Origin of the sequence: Lactobacillus kitasatonis DSM 16761 = JCM 1039 (genome assembly GCF_000615285.1) — a bacterium.
In the GTDB taxonomy this organism is placed as follows: domain Bacteria; phylum Bacillota; class Bacilli; order Lactobacillales; family Lactobacillaceae; genus Lactobacillus; species Lactobacillus kitasatonis.
Map to the genome: position 1 here is coordinate 1 of NZ_BALU01000008.1, position 19,554 is coordinate 19,554.

The following is a 19,554-nucleotide window of genomic DNA, read 5'->3' on the forward strand; positions in this document are numbered from 1 at the left end:
CCTAAGGGTGATGATGACACTAAGAAGCCTAAGGATGAAACACCAGTCTTTCCATGGTTCCCTAACCCAGCTTACCCAGAAATTCCTGGTAATGAAAATCCAGATCAACCAAGTGACAACACTCCAGAACAGCCTAACTTCTTTAAGCCACAATCAAAGACTCCAGACCAACCACAAACTTCTGACAGCACCACTCCTAACTTCAGTGAACCTAAGTCAAAGACTCCATTCCCTGATTCAGAAACAACCACTACAATTAAGTCAGAAAACGATGTAGAAACTTTCTTCAAAGCTCAAGCTAAGAGTTACGTTGTTACTAAGAAGACTACTGATAACAAGAATAAGCCTGTAACTCAAGCACCTAAGATTGAAGTGGAACTAAATACTGCTAAGGCAGTTACTGTTGCTACTCCAAAGTCTAAGGTTGAAAGAGGCTCAGTAGAAAAAGTTTCTGTTAAGAAGTCCGCTCCAAAAGCAGCTGCACTCCCACAAACTGGTCAAAAGCAAAACCAATCTGTTTTAATTGGTATTGCTCTTAGTGCTGTAGCATTGATTGTTGGCTTCTTTGGTAGAGCTAAGAAAAACTAATTCCTAATATATTCATACTCTAAAAGTCCGAGCAATCGGGCTTTTTTTGTTGCCTTAAGCATCACTAGGTATATACCAGTTCTTAATGTAAATAAAAGCAATTATCGAAAATTTAATATTTACATAATTTGATGAAGGAAAAGAGTTATTCTTTTCCCTTTTTGCGTTTTATATATAAAAATCATCAAATTACATGTAGGCACTTACAATCCGCATGTATGTAAGAAAACTAAAATCATAAAAATGAAAATTTTTTAAATAATGTCAAAAGCATATAATTTACGGAGAATAATTTAAAGGCTCTTATGGCGGGCACTACCACTATTATTTTGGGTATGAATTTGTTTAGTAATCCAGTTTTAGCTGAGACTGTTAGCTTAACTGGTGCAGATACTGGGACACCCCAAACAACTGGTTCTGCTGGCTCAAATGGTACTGGTAAGGGCCGTACTACCGGTACTGGAAAAGGAAAGGATGCTTATGATGAAGAATTAGCTGAAAAGACTGATGAAAAAAATCAATCAACCACAAAAGATGGAGAAGAACAACCATCTGTCGAATCTCGAAATAAGCCCGTTATTAACCAAATGTCTAAGGATGATTTGAAGAAATGTGTTAAAGACGCAAGTGACAAGAATCCTTTAAGTATTGCGGGTATTTTTCATATCTTCGGTAATAAAGTAGATTGTGGCAGTTTATCTCACATGGCTGGTAACGTTGCTACCGACAAGCTCAATAGCGCAGGTGATTTTGGTACAGATGATAGTGCAACCAGTAATGCAACTACTGGTAATATTCAATATTTTGGCAAAATAACTAAACACTTTAATCAGTTGATGGTAACAACAGAGTAGTTGTTTTTGGACCAGATATTGAATATAGACCCTATGGTCATGGTAACCAAACAGAAATTAATTTAGGAACTGCTGAAAATCTAAATTGGCAATCATTTAATATCAGATATGATGAAATTATCCAAGCCGATAAAAAATTAGATATTCAAGGTGAACTTGATAAGTTAAGTGAAAAATCTAAAAACTGGGCAAGTCATTCTCAAACTGAAGGTGTAGATATTAATTCAAACACTATTGATCTCACAAATGCTCAACCTAAAAAAGATGAACCAATTTACGTAGATGTAAACGTTGACCTTATTTCAGGTGATAAAAAGAATCTTACGATTAAGGGCATCACCGCAGGAGCTGACACTACGGCGGTTATTTTAAACGTAAGAGGAATTCAAAATAAAGATTTATCAGCTCATGCACATCTTACTTTAAATTACACAGATGGATCAGATGTTGGTGGTCCTAATAATACTCACAGTCAATTTAACAAGTTGCTTTGGAACTTGGTACGAATCTTACAACTTTAACCTTTGATAATGATTATTTTTTAGGTAGTATTTTAGCACCGAAAACTCATATTTTCGCTACCCAAAATTTAGACGGAAATATCATTGACGACAGGGTTTCTGTCAGTGGTGAAACACACCGTTGGGATTGGATGATGCCAGCTTATACAGTGGTTCTCCAACCACAGCCTAAGCCAACACCAAATCCAAAGCCAGAACCAAAACCTGAGCCGGATCAACCTAACCTTTTCCCACCAGCACCTAAAGTTTCAACTTCAGACGAGCCAGAAACTCCCCAATTCAGTGAACCTCAGCCAAAACACCTTTACCTGATGTAGGTACGGTTACTCCAGATACATCTGAAATAGACGATGAAGAAACTTTCTTCCAACCTCAAGCCAAGCACCACATTGGCAAAGCAGTAATTACAGATAAAAAGGTTAAAACAGTTAAGAAAGTTAAGACTGCTACTTCAGAATCTAAGGTAGAACAAACCGTTATCAAACGCGTTTCTACTAAGAAGGTCGCTACAGCCACTCCACAAGTTAAGAAAACAGCAGTAGCTACACTTCCACAAACAGGTCAAAAACAAAATCATTCGACTTTACTTGGTTTGATCATTAGCGCTGTAGCTATGGTTATCGGCTTTTTTGGTCAAGCCAAGCAAAGATTAAATTAACCCTTAATAAACTTATGTCCCAAAAAGTCCGAGTAATCGGGCTTTTTCTTTTGTATACAAAAAAGTCCACGTTTCCGTGGACTATATTTGCGTATACAATATTCATTCCTTGCGTATTTTTATTATTGCATATTTGAATTTAGATTTCACTTATTTTGTCATGAAAATGAATTTTTGTTAAAGTAAAGGAATAAGTATTTTTGAGGGGGAAGAATAAATGGAAAGTTGGCTATTTTTAGCCTTAATTTTAGTAGTAGCTTTAGTTGGTAAGAACATGTCACTGATTATTGCTACAGGGGTTGTGATGCTATTCAAGTTGTTGCCTTTTACCAGCAAATGGCTGCCTACAATTCAAGCCAAAGGGATCAACTGGGGGGTAACCGTCATTTCCGTGGCTATCCTGATTCCGATTGCCACTGGACAAATTGGTTTTAAAGACCTAATCAAAACTTTTAAAACACCAGCAGGATGGATCGCAGTTTTGGCTGGCATCGCCGTAGCTATTTTATCTAGATATGGTGTTGATCAATTGGCCGCCGTACCACAAGTTACTGTTGCTTGGTGCTTGGTACGATTATCGGTGTGGTCGTCTTTAAAGGTGTTGCAGCTGGTCCCGTAATTGCTAGCGGTATGACTTACCTGGTGATCACCTTATTTAACCTGCATTTTTAGTCGTATAATAAGGGAAAAGAAGGTGGACTAAATGACGATAATTGTTCACGAAAATATAGGTAAAGAGCTTGACGATTACTTAGAACGTCGCTTGCGCAACTATGAAGTGATAACACCGCCAATTCCTAAAAAGCCAGAGATCGTTACTTTAGAAGACGATGATAAAAAGAAGAAACATCATAAAAAGGATCGCTAATTTGATGGCGGCCCTTTTTGGTTATACGAATGGATTATAGAAGCGGCCATGATCAAGCCACCAGAGAAGCACAACTACTAAAACTAGCACAACGGCTAAGCCCATTATCCAAAAATCATTTTCGTTGAATGATTCAGCTACGTACCAAGTACGCTTTTTCTTTGAACCAAATCTTCTAAGCTGCATGGCTGTACTGATTGTATCGATTCGATCTAAACTAGTGAAGATCAATGGCATCACGATGTTTAATGTACCTTTGATTCGTTTAGACAACTTGGCCTTCTTTGATAGTTCAACCCCACGTGCTTGTTGTGCTGCTGAAATAGCCCAGTAAGAATTTTGAATATCGGGGATATAACGCAAGGCTAATGCTACAGCATAAGAAATCTTGTAGCTGATCCCAATTCGGTTTAAACTTGCTGCAAACTGACTTGGATTTGTTGTCAACAGGAAGAGCAGCACGATTGGAATGGAGCAGACGTATTTTAATAGGAGGTTAAATAGGTAAAAAACTTCTTGAATCGTCAAAGTAAAGTAACCGGCATGAATCAAGATGCTCTTTGAATGATAGATGTTTTCGCCATAAGTTGGCTGGAAAAGATAAACAAAGAGTAGATTTAAAACCATGAAAGCGACGATAAATTTAACAATAAAAGAAATTTGACGCCACTTGATATTTGCTTCTTTAAAAAGAAAGATTGAGAAAATGCCGATCGCTACCAAAAAGCGTGTGTCATAGGTGATCATACAAGCTGCTGAAACTAACAACATGAAAACTAATTTGGTTGTGGCATTTAGCTGGTAAATAAAGCCGCTGCCTGGTTGATAGCCTAGTATTTGACTTTCATCATGCATATTACTTGTTCCTTTCTGAATTGATGTATGCGCGAACGAATGCATCAGGATCTTTTAGTTGATACTTTTTAGCCAAATCATACAGACTTGTCCGCTTCAGTGCGGCCTTTTTAATCAACCCTTTTTCAGTTAATAGTTTGATTGGCAGTGTGTCCGCAATTAGTTCGCCGTCCGCAAAAGCAAGAGAACGATTTGTGTATTCCATCATGAGGTACATATCATGAGTGATAATCATGATCGTTTTGCCTTGTTCGTTAAGTTGCTTTAAAAAGCTCATGATCTCAGTATAAGTTTTCCAATCTTGGCCTGCAGTTGGTTCATCTAAAATAAGTAAATCAGGTTCAAGCACAAGAATTGCGGCAATCGTAACTCTCTTCTTTTGACCAAAGCTTAAAGCAGAGATTGGCCAGTTGCGGTAGGGGTAAAGGCCACAAATCTTGAGTGCATGATAAACTTTTTGTTTGATTTCTTCTTTATTATAATTACGTAAACGTAAACCCAATGCGACTTCGTCGAAGATCATCTTTTGAGAAATCATTTGATTTGGATCTTGCATGACGTAGCCAATTTTTTCGGAACGTTCTTTGATTGAAAGTGAGGCTAAGTCATCGCCGTTAAAAAGAACGCGACCTTCATTTGAGATGAAACCACAGATAATGCGACAAAGGGTAGTTTTGCCAGCACCATTTTGACCAACAATTGAAACAAAATCGCCTTTGTTGATGGTGGCTGTGACATCATGAAATGGATTAACCTGCAATTTGTTGTAGCGGTGGCCAACGCCTTTTAATTCAAGTAAAGGAGTAGTTTCTTCTTTTTCACCTTCTAAAGTGCTGTGATCAACCAGTATTGCAATTTATTGTCAATTTCAGCTTCATCTGGCAAGGCTGCAACAGAAGTTAAATCAGGGATGCTGGCAACATCAATCCCAGCTTCCTCTAAAGCTTTTAAATAAAGCGGACTTCTAACGCCAATATCCTCTAATCTGTTTTCATGTAAAAGATCATTAGGCTTTTTATCAGCAACAATTTCACCATCGTTAATTAAAATGATGCGATCTAACGATTGACTCATCACTTCTTCAACGCGGTGTTCGATAATGATTACCGTGGCGTTCAATTCCTTTTGAATTTGATCAATCAGGGCCATGGTTTTAACACCAGAAGCAGGATCAAGGTTAGCTAAGGGTTCATCGAAAAGCAAAATGGGTGATTCATCAATTAAGACACCAGCTAAGGCAACAATTTGTTTTTGACCACCTGATAAGTTCTGGGGTGATTGCTTTAATAAATGTGAAATATTAAGTTCATCGGCCCAGCGGTGCACTGTTTGACGAATTTTGTTTTGCGGTTCGCAGTCATTTTCCAAAGCAAAAGCAATGTCTTCACCAACGGTTAAACCGATAAACTGGCTGTCAGTATCTTGTAAAATGGTTGAAGTAGTAAAAGATAAATCAAATAAATTAGTGTTTTTAATATTTTTACCGTCAACTAAGCATTCGCCTTCGATATCGCCTGTATCGATGTTAGGGATCAAACCGTTAAGGCAGCGACCAATCGTAGATTTACCACTACCTGATGGGCCAGCGATGAGAATTTTTTCTCCCTTATTAATATCTAAGTTAATATTCTTTAGCGTTGAAAATGCCTGACTATCATATTTAAATGTGAAATTCTTGAATGAAATAATTGGTTGGGTCATAAAACGCCTTTCTAATCTTCTTTGCGCAAACTACCTTTTTTGATCTTAGTTCCAGCATATGCCTTAAGCAGCAGCGTGCCAACGATCATAATGGTAATTCCGTTAGAAATCGTGGCACTGATGCCTTGGACGAAGACTTTATTAGCAGGTTCACTATAAATAAGAATGTCGCCAACAGGTGCAACAGCAATCCACGCGATGGCATTAGCTAGAATTTGCACGATATTGAAAAAGATGATTTGTTTAATACCAAAAATTCCATTTTTGAGGTCTAAACGTTTGCTGGAAAGCCCGATGATTAAACCAAAAATTCCAGTTGCTAGAACCCAACTCCACCAAGTTTGTCCATACATGATAAAGTCAGATAAAGCATGACCAATAAAACCTACTGCAAAACCAACTTTAGCTCCATAGATTGCCGCAAGCAAAGCAAGAAAAGGAAAGACGAGTTCGATATTGGTGTTAGGAATAGGCGTAGGAATTGAGGTAAAACGGGCTAAAATGACATAAATAGCCGAACCAATTCCGATTGCTACAACGTTTTTAACTGATAAGCCTCTAGTTTTCATAAATGTCTCCATAAAATTAGTATAGTTAAAAGGTATAATTAGAAAACGGTTACCGTCAAGGTAGGAATGCTTTTTCAGATTATTTACATAGAAGTTATTTAATTTGAATATTTTTGAATAATTTATAATAAAATAAGTTACGATTTTCACATTATGTTAAAATAGAACTATATGAATGAAAGAGGGTTAGAAGAATGTTCGCAACGGTGTTTTATTGGTGTGTTGTAGTTGCAGCATGCCTCTGGGGTGCTTGGTCATTAGTTTGGTCATTAATCTACCTGGCAAAGCATGAGAACGGCAACTTATGGATCTTTGCTATTATCAATGCTTTAGGCTTAATTGCATTGGGAATTTTATATTGGATTTATAGCTCACAAGATAATCAATGGTATTGGTTTGCTTCGAAGCAACTCGATATTGCTGGCCTGGTTTATGTATTTTACTTCTACATTGTTTTGGTTGTCTTCCAAGCTATTGCAGGAATTACTAAAAAGACGAAAAAAGCTTAATTGTTTTGTTAGAAGTAGTCTGGTTCGCTGAATCAGGCTTTTTATTTTGGAAAAAAGAGAATGTCACTAAAAAAGTATTTTAAATTCGTTGATATAAAAACGTCCATTCTTTCCTTGTATGCCTATGCATTAGGGGCTGCATTTATTTTCTATTATTTAGGCAATTGGAATTGGCAGAATGCTTTAGTTTTCTTTTTTGCTGAAATGATTCAGGACAATATGGTGACTGGGATCAATAATGTGATGGACTATCGCCATGCTAAAACTGAACAAACGCGTAAGCAGAATGTGATGGAAAAGGAAAACATTTCGATGACCAGTGCAATTAGCGTGATTGTGATCTTGATGATTATTTCTGCTGCCGCTGGTATTTGGCTTTGCTTTAGAACTAATTGGTTCCTCTTCTTTGCTGGTGGAGCATTATTTTTAATTGTTTGTTGCTACACTGCAGGACCATTTCCAATTGACAAAACGCCAATGGGAGAAATATTCTGTGGTATTTCACAAGGGATGGGCGTGCCTTTCTTGTTTGCATACGTAAACAACAATTGGAATACGTTGATTTCACTAAATTTCAAGCAGATTGCTAATGGTAGTTTTGCCTTTAGTATTCAAGGGTCGCTCACAGCGATGATTGCAATTATTTTAGCTTGCTATCCATCGATGATGTATAACTCAGGGGTCATGCTAGCTAATAATATTTCCGATATGGAAAACGATAAGTTGGATCATCGCTATACTTTGCCAATTGTTTTTGGTAAAAAGAAGGCTTTTAATCTATATCGCTTTATGGGATATACGCCATTTATCGCAATTGTGCTTGCTGTTATTTTGCACATGGCACCAATCATGTCGCTATTAACGTTGATCACTATTCCTAAGGTAAGAAAGAACGTAGAAAGTTTTATTGTAAACCCAGAGAAAGGGACAACCTTTCCAACATCCCTTGCCAATTATCGAATGGTAATTGGGATGCAGGCAATTACGATGTTTGTTGGAAAATTGCTTAATTTCTAAAATAAAAGACTAGTAAAACACATTAAATTAGTGTGCTTTACTAGTCTTTTTTAATATTGACGCGCTAATAATTTATCGATTATTTGTTTAATAACTTCGTATCGTGGATATTGCTTAAAATTCTTTTCTAAGAGCTCTAAGGCATTGTTAGTATAATCAGTCGCCAGCTTTTCTGCAGCCTGGATACCACCTTTATCTTTGACCCAGTGGTCAATTTCTTTTAGATCTGCAGTAGTTAGATCTTTGCCTTTTTTGACTAAATCATGCAATTTACTATCTGGATCTTTTTCTAAAGCAAAAATCAATGGTCCAGTGTAAACACCGTTAACAACATCGGCCAGTACGGGCTTATTTAGCACGGAACTTTCAGCTGTGTAGTCCAAAATATCGTCCTTTAATTGAAAGGCCATGCCCACAGATTCGCCGATTTTTTTAGCCTGATTGGCTACCTTTCTCTTAAAGCCACCTTCAAGTGCACCAATAAAGCAGGAGTAACCAAATAAAATGGCGGTTTTGCCTCTGATTTGATCCAAATATTCCTTTTTAGTGATTTGCATATTATATTCATTACCAAACTGTTCAGTTTCACCAGCTAAGATATTTTGCATTGCACTACCATTAATGCGCAAATTGGTAATTTTAGAGGTATTGTTGCTCAGCATGCGTAAAGATAGAGCAAAGAGAAAATCACCTGCATAAACTGCAATTTGCTTGCCATATTTAGCCTGGATGGATTCACGACCATGCCGATCAGGGGATTCATCAATGATGTCGTCATGAATCAAGGTCGCATTGTGCAACACTTCAACTGAAGTGGCGATCTTCAATAAGCGATCATTTTTTGCTGGCTTTTGAAGCTGACCAAATTCAAGTACGAAAGTAGGGCGCAATTTTTTGCCGCTAGCAGAAAAAGCATACCGTAATGCTTCACCCAGTTTTCCTTTAACAGAAGCCAAATTGTCTTGAATAATGGGATCGATTTGATTTAGTTGTTGTTGTACTTCTGGCATATCTTGCCAAAATTTTGCTTCGTTGACCATAAATTACCTTTCAGTAATGAATAACTTATTTTTGATAAAGGATAGTGCATTAATATAGTGCATCAAATATGAACTAGTTACACCGACTAAAATACCTGCTAGAATTCCCATGACTGTAAGAATGGGGAGATAAAGCATGATATACCAGCTTTTGGCGATCAAGGCAGCCACTAAGAGCTGGCCTAGGTTGTGAATCACGCCACCAATAATTGAGATGCCGACGATGCTGAGAAACTTAGGATAGAAGATCATAAATGCTTTCATGATTAGCAAGCTTAAAAAAGCACCGCTAAAAGCATAAATAAAAGTTGAGACAGTTCCTGAGATGAGTGCCGTTAAAGTGACTCGTAAAAATGTCAAAAGCAGGCAGTCACTAAAGGGCAAAATCAGTAGTGCAATCACTGTAATGATGTTGGTTAAGCCGATTTTAGCTCCGGGTGCAAATGCAAAAATTGGTGGCAAACTTTGTTCAATAATGCCTAAGATAATGCCTTCTGCACACAGAATGCCTAAAAATATTGTTTGTTGTAAAGTTTGTTTTGATTTCATCATGGATTTACCAACGTGTGGTCAAAGTCTTTTTTGTTTGCGGGGTGGCCATTTTGCTTAATTTCCACTAAGAACTTATGGGGCAAGCAAACAATCGTCTGTCCCGGCTTGCTCTTCCAACCTTCTTTAACGCAAATCTGATCTTTGCAATTAGCCTCAATCATATGAACTTTTTTATTACGGACCTCTAAGACATTTCTTTTTCCATTTTTGTCATAGGTCCAAACAGTGTTTTGTTTTAAATTTATTTTTTTAACTACTTTATTGTTAACCTTAACCACTGCGATTTCTTCATTAGTTGGACTTGTTTGTTTATGCGTTTTTAAAAAGAAGAAGGGAGTAAAGCTAAGCGCCAGCAAAAGAATCCCAATAATAATGTCTCCAATTTTTATTTTTCTCATGCTGGCCAACCTCACTATATCAATCAAAAAGGTCTTATAGCTATAAAACTATAGGACCTTTTTACTAACTGATAATATTTTAATTCTTTACACCGTTTTTGTCGACATGATATATCGGCCGCAGGACTCCATATCTTGCCTTGCCAAGAGTCTTTTCAAGCCATGGGACGAACCACATATCAAGACCGAATGATCTACCAGAACCATTCATTACTGCAATTGCAGCGAAGAACATCCAAACGTTTACCCAGTAGTTCATGCCTGATAAACAGAAGATAGCGATAAATGCGGCACTCATACCACCAGCTAAGAATGTACATAAACCGATGACTAAAAGTACACCCAACAAAATTTCGACAACTGTCATAATCTTTTGTGCGTTTAAGGCAGCGGCTTTGTTAGGAATAACTGCTTTAGTCATTGATTGAACCCAACTTGGCATTTGGTCGAATACAGCCATTGGTGAGTGACCATAATCATAGTTGAGTGAGAACTGAACGGCATTTGCACTTGCGGCAGCTGCTTTACCACTAGCTGCTGTAGTTGCGGCTGCCTTTGAAGTTGCACCACTAGTAGCTGCTTGAGCAAGCCATGGGAAATGTAACTGAAGCTTGTTGCTAAACCAAGAACCAGATCCTTGTACTTTGTACCAGCAATCGATCAGCCACATCATACCTAAGAAAATTCTAAGTGGGACAGTCCAAAGAACGTTACCATAGCGGTTAAGGTTACCACGCCAAAGCGTTGGACGCTTAATTCTGAACCATTCATTCATAATGTAGTGGAACAAGTAGTAACCAGAATAGATCTCGATGAAGTAGATCATATCAACTAAGTCTTTCATCAAGATTGCGAAGAAACCACTTAAGTGGAAGGTATTAACTAATGAAGCAACACCCCAACTAGGCCCAAGTGAAACCATGAAGCCTGAGTAGGTACCTTTGAACTTAGTAGGTTCGCCGCCGTTGATTTGTGCCAGGATGTTCTTAAAGGCACATTTACCAGCCGATTCGGCACCTTGAACGACTTGAGGTTCGCCTCGACCTGAACCATTTTCATCGTACATAGCCACGTCACCGATAACGTAGATGTGTGGATCATTTGGAATTTGTGAATATTGGTTAACAACGATTCTGCCAGCTCTAGCAGTTTCAAAGCCAAAGTCTTTAGCGGAATCAACAGCTTTAACACCGGCTGTCCAAATCAAAGTTCTGGTAGGGAAGGTATCGCCACTCTTTAAATCGATGTGGTCATCATGAACACCAACTACACCGGTATTTACTTTGATATCAACACCATGCTTGGTTAAGTATTTTTCAGCTTGTCAGCATCAGCACGATCAAGCATGTTCATTACAGTAGGTGCCATTTCCATCATAGTGATCTTAATTTCATCTGGATGCAAGTTGTAGCGTTTAGCTAATTCTGGCTTCCATGAATTAAGTTCACCAGCCATTTCAGTACCAGTAAAACCAGTACCAACAATGACGAAGTTCAAGAATTGCTTTCTTCTTTCAGGATCACGTTCTTGTGCACCCAAGTGAACCATTAAATCGATGTGATTACGCAATCTGTCGGCGTCATCTAAGCTGCCAAGCGTAAAGCCATATTCTTTAACGCCAGGAGTACCGAAGTCGTTTGGTTGAGAACCGATTGCTAAAACTGCGTAATCATATGGATATTCGCCGTTTTTACCGATAACTTTTTTAGACTTTTGATCAATCTTAGTAACTTCATCAGTAACCACATCAACATGCTTTCTACGTGAAAATAGTCTCTGTAAGTCGTACTTAAGTGCACTAGGATCGACACGGTCTGCTGCAACTTCATGCAAAGAAGTCATCATTGTCATATAGGGATGCTTATCAATTAAAGTAATCTTTACATCCTTATTTTTCTTGAGTTTTTTTGCTAAGTGTTTAGTGGTATACAAGCCACCAAATCCACCACCTATAACCACGATGTTGGTTTGGGTCATTATTTCCACCCCTCTAAAATATGAAAAAATGTACTTTTTTATTCAAGATACAAACTAATTATACAATAAAAAACTATATGATAAAGTGCTATTTTTCACATAGTAAAAGAAATTATAAGCAAAATATTTTATTAAAATTATAATAAAGTGTTATTAAAACTCGTATTGCCGTAGTTTTGAAAAATATAAAAAGATAAAACTTATGATGGTATTTGTGATAGAATACACATAGATATTAAGTTTGTATATATAGATAGAGGGTTTATTTATGAAAGCTAAAAAGATTATTTATGGTATTTCTGTAGCTACCTTATCTACATTGATGTTGACTGCATGTTCAACTACTGCAAGTAACTCAAACTCAAGCAAGTCATCATCATCAAGCAAGGCTAAGACTACTCAAGTTGTTAAGAAGCAAAAAGTGGGCAAGCAAATTGCTGGTGCTAAGTTAAAGGATGGTACTTACAAGTTAGTTGAAGATAACTACGACCATGGCTACAAGGTTAAGATGTCAATGACTGTCAAGGGTGGCAAGGTTACTGACGCAACTTATGACCAAGTAAACAAAGACGGTAAGTCAAAGACCCAAGATGCTTCATACGAAAAGCAAATGAAGAAGTACTCAAAGGTTGGTCCTAAGGAATACATCAACACTTTGAGCAAGGAATTTAAGGCAAACGGTGCTAATATTAACGGCATTCAAGTAGTATCAGGTGCTACTAGCTCAAGTGACAGTATGAGAAACTATGCTAGTCAATTAGTACAAGCTGCTCAAAAGGGTGATACTGCAACTATTCACATTAACAACAACGCTAAGTACAAGGATGGTACTTACAAGCTTGAAACCTTGAACTACGATCACGGTTACCACCAAGTTTACACTTTGACCATTAAGAATGGTAAGATCTCAGACCTTAAGTACGACCAAGTAAACAAGAAGGGTCAATCAAAGACTCAAAACGCTTCATACGAAAAGCAAATGAAGAAGTACTCAAAAGTTGGTCCTAAGGAATACATCAAGAAGTTAAGAAAAGAATTCTTGGACAACGATGGTGATATGGAAAAGGTACAAGTAGTATCAGGTGCTACTGAATCATCAAACGACTTTATTACCTACGTATCCCAATTGTTGAACGCAGCTCAAAAGGGTAACACTAAGACAATTAAGGTTGACAATATTCTTTATAAAGAATAATTTATCTGTATGAAGATAATGATTAAAAGAGTAGTATAAAAGACTACTCTTTTTTTATTGGAGATTTAAAATTGAAGAGAAAATTACCTATAGTTTTTTTGCTTTTGTTGATGCTGCTGACAGTGGTAACGGGATGCAGCACTAAAAGCAAAACGCAGAATAAAAGTACAACTAATTTAACTACTAAGCCAACTGAAGATACACAGTTCTTAATGGGCACTGTTTGTACAATCAAGATTTATAACAAGAATAAAAGTGCGGCTTTAGATGATGGCTTTGCTCGAATTAAAAAATTGGCTGATGAAATTACCGTTAACCAAAAGGGCAGTGAAGTAGATAAAATTAACGCTGAAGCTGGAAAGAAGCCAGTGAAAGTTTCAGCGGATGTCTACGACCTATGCAAGAAGGCATATTATTATAGCCAAAACTCACACGAATCCTTTGATATGGCAATTGGGCCGATTACGAGTTTATGGCGGATTGGCTTCCCTGATGCGCATAAACCAACGCAAAAACAAATTGATACTCGTTTGCCGCTGGTTAACTATCGCAATGTTAAGTTTAATGATGCTGAGCGTACTGTTTATTTAACTAGGAAAAACATGAAACTGGACTTAGGCGGGATTGCCAAAGGCTATATTACCGACCAAGTGAAAAAAGTTTTAGTTAAAGATGGCGTAACCAGTGCAATTATCGATTTAGGTGGTAATGTATATGTATTGGGTCCTTCACCAACCAATCATAGTAATTGGACGGTAGGCATTCAAGATCCTAAAAAGAGTCGCGGTACCGCAATTGGTTCTATTCCAGAAATGAATAAGACGATTGTTACTTCAGGTATTTATGAACGATACTTAAAAGTGGGCAAGACGATCTATAGTCATTTGATGGACCCTAAGACTGGTTATCCTTTCCAAAATAATTTGATGGGTGTTTCTATTGTGACGAAGAATTCTGTTGATGGGGATGCACTTTCAACTGCTACTTTTGATAAAGGACTTGAAAAAGGCTACCAGTACATTGAACATAAAAAGGGTACTGACGCGATTTTTATCACTAAAGATAAGAAAGTCTATATTACAAGTGGCTGGAAGAATAAATTCAAATTGTTCAAGGACTCAGGCTATAAATTAGCTGAGATCAAAACGAGGTAAAAGATGAAACAAGACGAAACAAAGGCTCTAGACAGAGAAATTGGTGATTATGTAGCTGAAAATACCAAGATTATTTGGGTAGATAATCACACAATGCAAATTGCGACGATGATGATCGATTCTTATGGTGATACGGTTTATGTCTGGGTAGAAGAAGCTGAAGACCATTGTCGTGTTAGTGATGGCGGCCGTATTTTGTTCAAGCTTGATCCAAACAGTGAGGATAAAGAATTAAATGAAACGGCAAAAGAAATTGCGATCGGCTCAGGTTATCAGTTTGACGACGATCACTTTGAACTCTATGTCGATGTTGACCGTAAGAACGTTGCACAAGCTGCAATGAAGTTGGCACAGCTTCAAGTTGCTATTTCATATTTAGGCTAAAAAATACATCCCTTAAACTTTTGGTAGTTCAGGGATGTATTTTTCTATTCAGTTTTCTTCGGACGCCTTTAATCATTTTTGGGGATCCTTTCTACATTAACATCTTCCGGCTTTTGCCCATTTAAATCAAAATTAGCAATAGCCTCATCTAAGTTCATCATGGTTTCTGCATCTGGAATACAAGAAATTCTAAACTCCATAGATATCATCTCACCGTCATTGTAAATCGCTTACATATAAAAGTTAAGAAAAAACCGCAACTTTTGTTGCGGCATTATTTATTCTTTCTTTTTGTTGTCGTGTTGCATAAAAATAAAGAAAGCAGACACGATATTAATAATAACTGCAGGTAGTGCAAGGGCAGCGGTGAAACCATACAATGCATTGCCAATAACGCCTAAGATTGGTCCAACTAATGAGATCTTTAAGTTGTGTGATTGCACAACCGCGATGGCGTTGATAATTACACCAGCCCAGGCAAACAGATAATAGAACATAGCCATTCTAGTGGTAAAAGTTGCACCGAAAATGGCAAACCAGGAAGCAATGAACAAGATGCAGTTTAATAGGTTGATGCCCCCGATCCATAAATCGAATTTAGTTTTTTTCATTTTTCTCCTCCAAAAAATTAGTCTTCTTGTTGTAACACTCTCTCTGCAATCGCGTCGTTAGTTACTAAATGAGTAATAATGCCGCTGCGAAGAGCCCCAAGCAATGCTTCAGACTTGAAACGATTGCTTACTACACAGAAACGGATAGGCGTTTTCATAATATCTTCCATTGAGATACCACAGATATGCTTTTCAATAGAAGGGAAGAAATTACCATCAATATCATAAGGGCGACCCATAATCATACCTGCTATCTTATCTTGTGGAATGTCTTTAAATAATTTTGGCCCATAGTTAGCTAGTAAAAATTGATTGGTTCTAAAAGCATCAAAGGTTCCTAAGCCAGTAAATAACAATTCAAGATCGTGATAACAATTTTCAATTATCTTAAAGTAAGGCTCTGTCTTTAAACTAGGGATGATTTTAGGGTTAATGGTGTAAAGAGGTGCAGGCAGATTCAAACTATGTGCATGCAAGCTGTCAGCGGCTTCTTGAGCCAAAGGATTCTTACGACGGTTAGCGTTAATTGGTTGGCCCAACAGTTGAACAAAGTAAAGCTTAGTTAAGGTTTCCTCAGAAAAATCATTGATTACTCCGCGCATAGTTGAACCCCAGCTGACACCAGCAATTTTAGTATTTTGCAAGTAGTTTTCAATTTGCTTAGAGGCATAGTTGATTACTGCTTCGCCATCGTCATCTTTATCTTCATAGCTGTGCAGGATAAAAACTTCTTTTAAACCAAATTTCTTTTGAAATTCGCGCTCTAATACTTGGTTGCGTTTAACACCTTGTGTGATTTGAATTTTAACGATGCCGCGCATTTCGGCATCATCTAGCGCTTTAGTAATTAAGTAGCGTGATAGATTGTATTTTTGTGAAATTTCGCCAATGTTTAATTTACTTAAGTAAAAATCATGAGCAATATCAGCCAATTGTTCATCTGTTAATTGTGCCACTTTAATTTCTTCCTTTATATCTATGTTATTGGGCTCTCTAAAAACATTATAAATTTAAAGTAATAAAAAAGGAGCACTAATTTGAAAAATTGTAAAATTTTATACCCTGCTTGATATAAATCATGTGTTAGAATATAAAAGCTATAATTTTACTAAAATTAAAGACAGAGGAAAGTAATCATATCAATGAATGAAAAGGAACAAGAACATCATTTATCTGAAAAGCATCATATGAAGATACTATGGGAGGAGTTCTTCAAAAGTGATGATGATACATTAGCTCAAGATGCAACCTTAGTTGAAAAAGCTTCGATTGTTGGTAGAGTTGGTATCATGCTTTTAAGTTGTGGGACAGGAGCTTGGCGTGTGCGTGACTCAATGGATACAATCGCTAGAACGCTTGGTATTACTTGTTCAACAGACATCGGCCTGGTATCGATTGAATATACTTGCTTTGATGTCGATAATGAATCATATTCGCAAACTTTATCTTTAGCAGCGACTGGCGTGAATATGACTAAGCTGAATGAATTGGAAAAATTCGTTCGCCAATTTGAAGCTGGTGATGGTCAATGGACTATCGGTCAAATTCACAAACGTTTGCGTGAAATTTCCAATCAAAAATCTGCGTATTCTTCTGTGATTTCAGGTTTAAGTTCTGGTCTTGCATGTGCCGGATTCATTTTCTTATTAGGTGGTGGCTTGCCAGAAGTTATTTGCGCCTTCTTTGGTGCAGGTGTCGGTAATTATGTTCGCTCACTCATGGGTAAGCGTAAGATTACGTTGGTAGCCAAAATTGCAGTAGCTGTAGCAGTTGCTTGTGTAGTTTACTTTGCTTGCTTCCACATTGGAACGCTGCTGTTCCATTTGGATCATCACCATGCTTACGGTTATATTGGGGCAATGTTGTTCGTTATTCCTGGTTTTCCATTTATTACATCAGGACTGGACATGTCCAAATTGGATATGCGTTCCGGGCTTGAACGACTGACATATGCTATTTTGATCATTACGATCGCGACCATGGCTGGCTGGGCTGTAGCGACTATCTTGAATCTTCATCCAGGTTCAATGCTTAAGCTTAAAATTGATCCAGGCATCTTGACGTTCTTGCGCTTGATTGCCAGCTTTTGCGGAGTATTTGGCTTCTCAATTATGTTCAATAGTCGACCAAATATGGCAGCAACAGCAGCAATTATTGGTGCGATGGCCAATACGCTTCGTTTAAGTTTAGTTGATTACGTTCATATAGCTCCAGCTTTGGCAGCCTTTATTGGTGCGCTTCTTGCAGGACTTTTGGCAAGTATTGTAAGACAAAAGGTTGGTTTCCCAAGAATTGCAATTACGGTTCCATCAATCGTAATTATGGTTCCAGGTCTTTACATGTATCGTGCCGTATTTAACTTTGGTATTACCAACATTAATATTGGTGCTTTCTGGATTACAGAAGCATTGATGATTGTGGTTGCTTTGCCTTTAGGACTTCTTGCTGCTCGTATCTTGACTGACAAGAAGTGGAGACATGCAGATTAATATTTTAGGACGAACCATGTGGCTCGTCCTTTTTTGCTAGATGAGGAAAAACAAATGCATTATTTTATAGCTAGTCAAGAAAACCCTACTCCTTCAGCAATCGAAATTGCACAGATGCAACGTGTCCATTTATTTGAGGCGATTGGACAAGAAGCCAAGATAATTGAAGTTGAATAATATAATCTTTGGCATGACGATGCGCAGGCAAGCTTGTATTCAGCTAGTTCGATGATCAATCTTTTTCAGTATTATCAAAAATTGGATTTGCAGACAGAAAGAGATAATGATGATGAACTGATTGAGCAGATTTTACATAATTCTGACTACGATGTGCAAGAAGCGTCTACAAATTGTGCTGCGCGAGAATCGCTTGTATTCGGCTAACTACTATGATCAATATGGTTTTATGGATCGAGCAGACTACTATGATGATGGTTGTTTGGCTTAATCAGAATTCTTTGAAGATAAAGGGCGTCTAGTATTACGGCAGTATTATGATAATTCAGGTATGCCAGAAAATGGCGCGATTTTGATGGCTTAGCAGAATTTAGAGCATATTTTTTAGATGAGATTTGTAAAAACGATCCGAAAGCAGTGATGTATGCGGACCGTTCTGATTATACTTTGGATGCTTTTAAGTTGATGAAGATGCATTGCCTACACTACATGGTCTTTCACTCAGCTCTTACGACTAATGGCCAATATGATGGTGATATCTTTGAAATTTATCAAGGTATTGGTGACATGCTTAAAAAGGGCTATTTAACGGGTGTAATTTCATCGACAAATAAGGAAGCAGATCATGCGGCTAATTTGTTTGATACGGATCACAGCTACGCGATTCCAGTAACTTTTGTTAAAAAAGATATTACTCCTGTGGCGTTTGCTAGCCGCAAAACATATAGCTTGATTGCAGTGTCTCGACTTGATGCGATGAAGAGATTAGATCATGTGATTAGAGCTGCAGCGAAGTTGCATGAGAAGTATCCGGAACTGTCACTTACTTTTTATGGTTATGGGGATGCAGAAACGGAGCCTAAGTTAAAGGACTTGGTCAAGAAACTACAGGCCGAAAATTATATTTTGTTTGGCGGCTTTAAGCAAGATTTAACTGATGCCTACAATAACGCTTGGCTAGAGGTCTTAAGGAGTCAATATGAGGGAATTTGCCATGGCTTTGCTTGAAGCACAAGAACACGGCTGTCCTGCGGTTAGCTATGGCATCAATTATGGACAGAATGAAATTATTACCAATAATTATAATGGTAGATTGATTCAGGCAGGGGATGAAACAGCACTATTTGATACGTTGGATCTTTTGTTAAGTCATCCGTCGATGATTGAAGAATATTCAAAAAATGCTTACCAAAGTCGACAAAAATATAGTTTTGACCACGTTGCTAATGCGTGGCATAATTTCTTGCAATTAGAGAAGATTATTTAATTAATTGCAAGGGATAGAATATGAAATCGGTTTGGAGATCTATGATTTGGACATTAATTGTTGAGATCTTTATACCGTGGATAGGCTATAATAATATGTATAGTACTAAGTTGGTGCTTATTTGTGTGATAATTATTCTTGTGGGGATGCCCATTAAGTTGTTCGATGAA

At 37.5% G+C, this 19,554-nt stretch carries 23 protein-coding genes and 3 pseudogenes; 16 read left to right on the forward strand and 10 right to left on the reverse strand.

Features of this window, described 5'->3' with window-relative positions; genetic code table 11:
* From JCM1039_RS12645 to JCM1039_RS12390, 7 genes and pseudogenes are all read left to right on the forward strand, one after another.
* A partial coding sequence (locus JCM1039_RS12645; protein WP_025015076.1) for an LPXTG cell wall anchor domain-containing protein occupies positions 1-588 on the forward strand: 588 nt, incomplete at its 5' end.
* A 305-nt stretch (positions 589-893) separates the two neighbouring features.
* Positions 894-1,442, forward strand: a complete 549-nt coding sequence (locus tag JCM1039_RS11715) for a hypothetical protein (protein WP_051523217.1) — start codon at positions 894-896, stop codon at positions 1,440-1,442.
* Between the two features lie 17 nt (positions 1,443-1,459).
* Positions 1,460-1,963, forward strand: coding sequence for a collagen-binding domain-containing protein (locus tag JCM1039_RS13010; RefSeq protein ID WP_476703013.1), 504 nt, complete (start codon positions 1,460-1,462; stop codon positions 1,961-1,963).
* Positions 1,933-2,280, forward strand: a complete 348-nt coding sequence (locus tag JCM1039_RS10895; RefSeq protein ID WP_025015077.1) for a collagen-binding domain-containing protein — start codon at positions 1,933-1,935, stop codon at positions 2,278-2,280. The genes JCM1039_RS13010 and JCM1039_RS10895 overlap by 31 nt, the downstream gene beginning before the upstream one ends.
* Positions 2,281-2,441: 161 nt before the next feature.
* Positions 2,442-2,621, forward strand: a complete 180-nt coding sequence (locus tag JCM1039_RS11990) for an LPXTG cell wall anchor domain-containing protein (RefSeq protein WP_236692578.1) — start codon at positions 2,442-2,444, stop codon at positions 2,619-2,621.
* A 217-nt stretch (positions 2,622-2,838) separates the two neighbouring features.
* Positions 2,839-3,293 (forward strand): annotated as a pseudogene (locus tag JCM1039_RS10900) (DUF441 domain-containing protein).
* Positions 3,294-3,324: 31 nt separating this feature from the next.
* Positions 3,325-3,489 (forward strand): hypothetical protein, encoded by a 165-nt coding sequence (locus tag JCM1039_RS12390; RefSeq protein WP_013437729.1) that lies wholly within the window; start codon positions 3,325-3,327, stop codon positions 3,487-3,489.
* A gap of 21 nt (positions 3,490-3,510) precedes the next feature.
* Here JCM1039_RS12390 and JCM1039_RS06075 read toward each other — a convergent pair whose 3' ends face one another.
* The 3 genes and pseudogenes from JCM1039_RS06075 to JCM1039_RS06085 form a co-directional block, all read right to left on the reverse strand.
* Positions 3,511-4,344: an energy-coupling factor transporter transmembrane component T family protein gene (locus tag JCM1039_RS06075; RefSeq protein ID WP_025015078.1), complete on the reverse strand. Its 834-nt coding sequence runs from the start codon at positions 4,342-4,344 to the stop codon at positions 3,511-3,513.
* Position 4,345: 1 nt separating this feature from the next.
* Positions 4,346-6,045 (reverse strand): annotated as a pseudogene (locus JCM1039_RS10905) (ABC transporter ATP-binding protein).
* An 11-nt stretch (positions 6,046-6,056) separates the two neighbouring features.
* Complete coding sequence (locus tag JCM1039_RS06085; protein WP_025015079.1) at positions 6,057-6,614, reverse strand: ECF-type riboflavin transporter substrate-binding protein; 558 nt, start codon at positions 6,612-6,614, stop codon at positions 6,057-6,059.
* A 194-nt stretch (positions 6,615-6,808) separates the two neighbouring features.
* On the opposite strand from JCM1039_RS06085, the gene JCM1039_RS06090 reads away from it, so the two are divergent.
* Together JCM1039_RS06090 and JCM1039_RS06095 are read left to right on the forward strand one after the other, a co-directional pair.
* Positions 6,809-7,123 (forward strand): hypothetical protein, encoded by a 315-nt coding sequence (locus JCM1039_RS06090; protein ID WP_025015080.1) that lies wholly within the window; start codon positions 6,809-6,811, stop codon positions 7,121-7,123.
* A 60-nt stretch (positions 7,124-7,183) separates the two neighbouring features.
* A complete protein-coding gene (locus JCM1039_RS06095; protein WP_025015081.1) occupies positions 7,184-8,140 on the forward strand; it encodes a UbiA family prenyltransferase in 957 nt (318 codons plus the stop codon).
* A gap of 50 nt (positions 8,141-8,190) precedes the next feature.
* Here JCM1039_RS06095 and JCM1039_RS12195 read toward each other — a convergent pair whose 3' ends face one another.
* From JCM1039_RS12195 to JCM1039_RS10910, 4 genes and pseudogenes are all read right to left on the reverse strand, one after another.
* Entirely contained in the window at positions 8,191-9,180 is a 990-nt protein-coding gene (locus JCM1039_RS12195; RefSeq protein ID WP_025015082.1) for a polyprenyl synthetase family protein, read from the reverse strand.
* A gap of 3 nt (positions 9,181-9,183) precedes the next feature.
* Positions 9,184-9,732: a Gx transporter family protein gene (locus JCM1039_RS12200; protein WP_025015083.1), complete on the reverse strand. Its 549-nt coding sequence runs from the start codon at positions 9,730-9,732 to the stop codon at positions 9,184-9,186.
* A complete protein-coding gene (locus tag JCM1039_RS06110; RefSeq protein WP_034533075.1) occupies positions 9,729-10,130 on the reverse strand; it encodes a NusG domain II-containing protein in 402 nt (133 codons plus the stop codon). Before JCM1039_RS06110 ends, JCM1039_RS12200 begins: the two co-directional genes overlap by 4 nt.
* A gap of 79 nt (positions 10,131-10,209) precedes the next feature.
* Positions 10,210-12,107, reverse strand: a pseudogene (locus JCM1039_RS10910) (NAD(P)/FAD-dependent oxidoreductase).
* Between the two features lie 268 nt (positions 12,108-12,375).
* Here JCM1039_RS10910 and pplA point away from each other — a divergent pair.
* The 3 genes from pplA to JCM1039_RS06130 all read left to right on the forward strand — a co-directional run bounded on the left by pplA (position 12,376) and on the right by JCM1039_RS06130 (position 14,840).
* Positions 12,376-13,302 (forward strand): extracellular electron transfer flavoprotein PplA, encoded by a 927-nt coding sequence (pplA, locus tag JCM1039_RS06120; RefSeq protein ID WP_025015085.1) that lies wholly within the window; start codon positions 12,376-12,378, stop codon positions 13,300-13,302.
* 71 nt (positions 13,303-13,373) lie between these two features.
* On the forward strand, positions 13,374-14,456 hold the full coding sequence (locus JCM1039_RS06125; protein ID WP_025015086.1) for an FAD:protein FMN transferase: 1,083 nt from the start codon (positions 13,374-13,376) through the stop codon (positions 14,454-14,456).
* Between the two features lie 3 nt (positions 14,457-14,459).
* The gene (locus JCM1039_RS06130; protein WP_025015087.1) at positions 14,460-14,840 is read left to right on the forward strand and encodes a DUF1828 domain-containing protein; all 381 of its coding nucleotides are present in this window, start codon (positions 14,460-14,462) and stop codon (positions 14,838-14,840) included.
* A 68-nt stretch (positions 14,841-14,908) separates the two neighbouring features.
* On the opposite strand, the gene JCM1039_RS12865 is transcribed toward JCM1039_RS06130, so the two are convergent.
* The 3 genes from JCM1039_RS12865 to JCM1039_RS06145 form a co-directional block, all read right to left on the reverse strand.
* A complete protein-coding gene (locus tag JCM1039_RS12865) occupies positions 14,909-15,040 on the reverse strand; it encodes a hypothetical protein (RefSeq protein ID WP_269082121.1) in 132 nt (43 codons plus the stop codon).
* A 78-nt stretch (positions 15,041-15,118) separates the two neighbouring features.
* Positions 15,119-15,451, reverse strand: coding sequence for a hypothetical protein (locus JCM1039_RS06140; RefSeq protein ID WP_025015088.1), 333 nt, complete (start codon positions 15,449-15,451; stop codon positions 15,119-15,121).
* A gap of 17 nt (positions 15,452-15,468) precedes the next feature.
* A complete protein-coding gene (locus JCM1039_RS06145) occupies positions 15,469-16,407 on the reverse strand; it encodes a sugar-binding transcriptional regulator (protein WP_025015089.1) in 939 nt (312 codons plus the stop codon).
* Positions 16,408-16,593: 186 nt separating this feature from the next.
* Here JCM1039_RS06145 and JCM1039_RS06150 point away from each other — a divergent pair, with 186 nt between their 5' ends.
* The 4 genes from JCM1039_RS06150 (at position 16,594) to JCM1039_RS12875 (ending at position 19,384) form a co-directional block, all read left to right on the forward strand.
* Positions 16,594-17,940 carry a threonine/serine exporter family protein gene (locus tag JCM1039_RS06150; protein ID WP_025015090.1) on the forward strand — a complete coding sequence of 449 codons (1,347 nt, stop codon included), beginning with the start codon at positions 16,594-16,596 and terminating at the stop codon, positions 17,938-17,940.
* A gap of 18 nt (positions 17,941-17,958) precedes the next feature.
* A complete protein-coding gene (locus tag JCM1039_RS12650; RefSeq protein ID WP_244438044.1) occupies positions 17,959-18,117 on the forward strand; it encodes a hypothetical protein in 159 nt (52 codons plus the stop codon).
* A 420-nt stretch (positions 18,118-18,537) separates the two neighbouring features.
* Positions 18,538-19,125, forward strand: a complete 588-nt coding sequence (locus JCM1039_RS12870; protein ID WP_051523218.1) for a glycosyltransferase — start codon at positions 18,538-18,540, stop codon at positions 19,123-19,125.
* Positions 19,097-19,384 carry a glycosyltransferase gene (locus JCM1039_RS12875; protein WP_280113558.1) on the forward strand — a complete coding sequence of 96 codons (288 nt, stop codon included), beginning with the start codon at positions 19,097-19,099 and terminating at the stop codon, positions 19,382-19,384. The genes JCM1039_RS12870 and JCM1039_RS12875 overlap by 29 nt, the downstream gene beginning before the upstream one ends.
* The last annotated feature ends 170 nt before the right edge of the window (positions 19,385-19,554 follow it).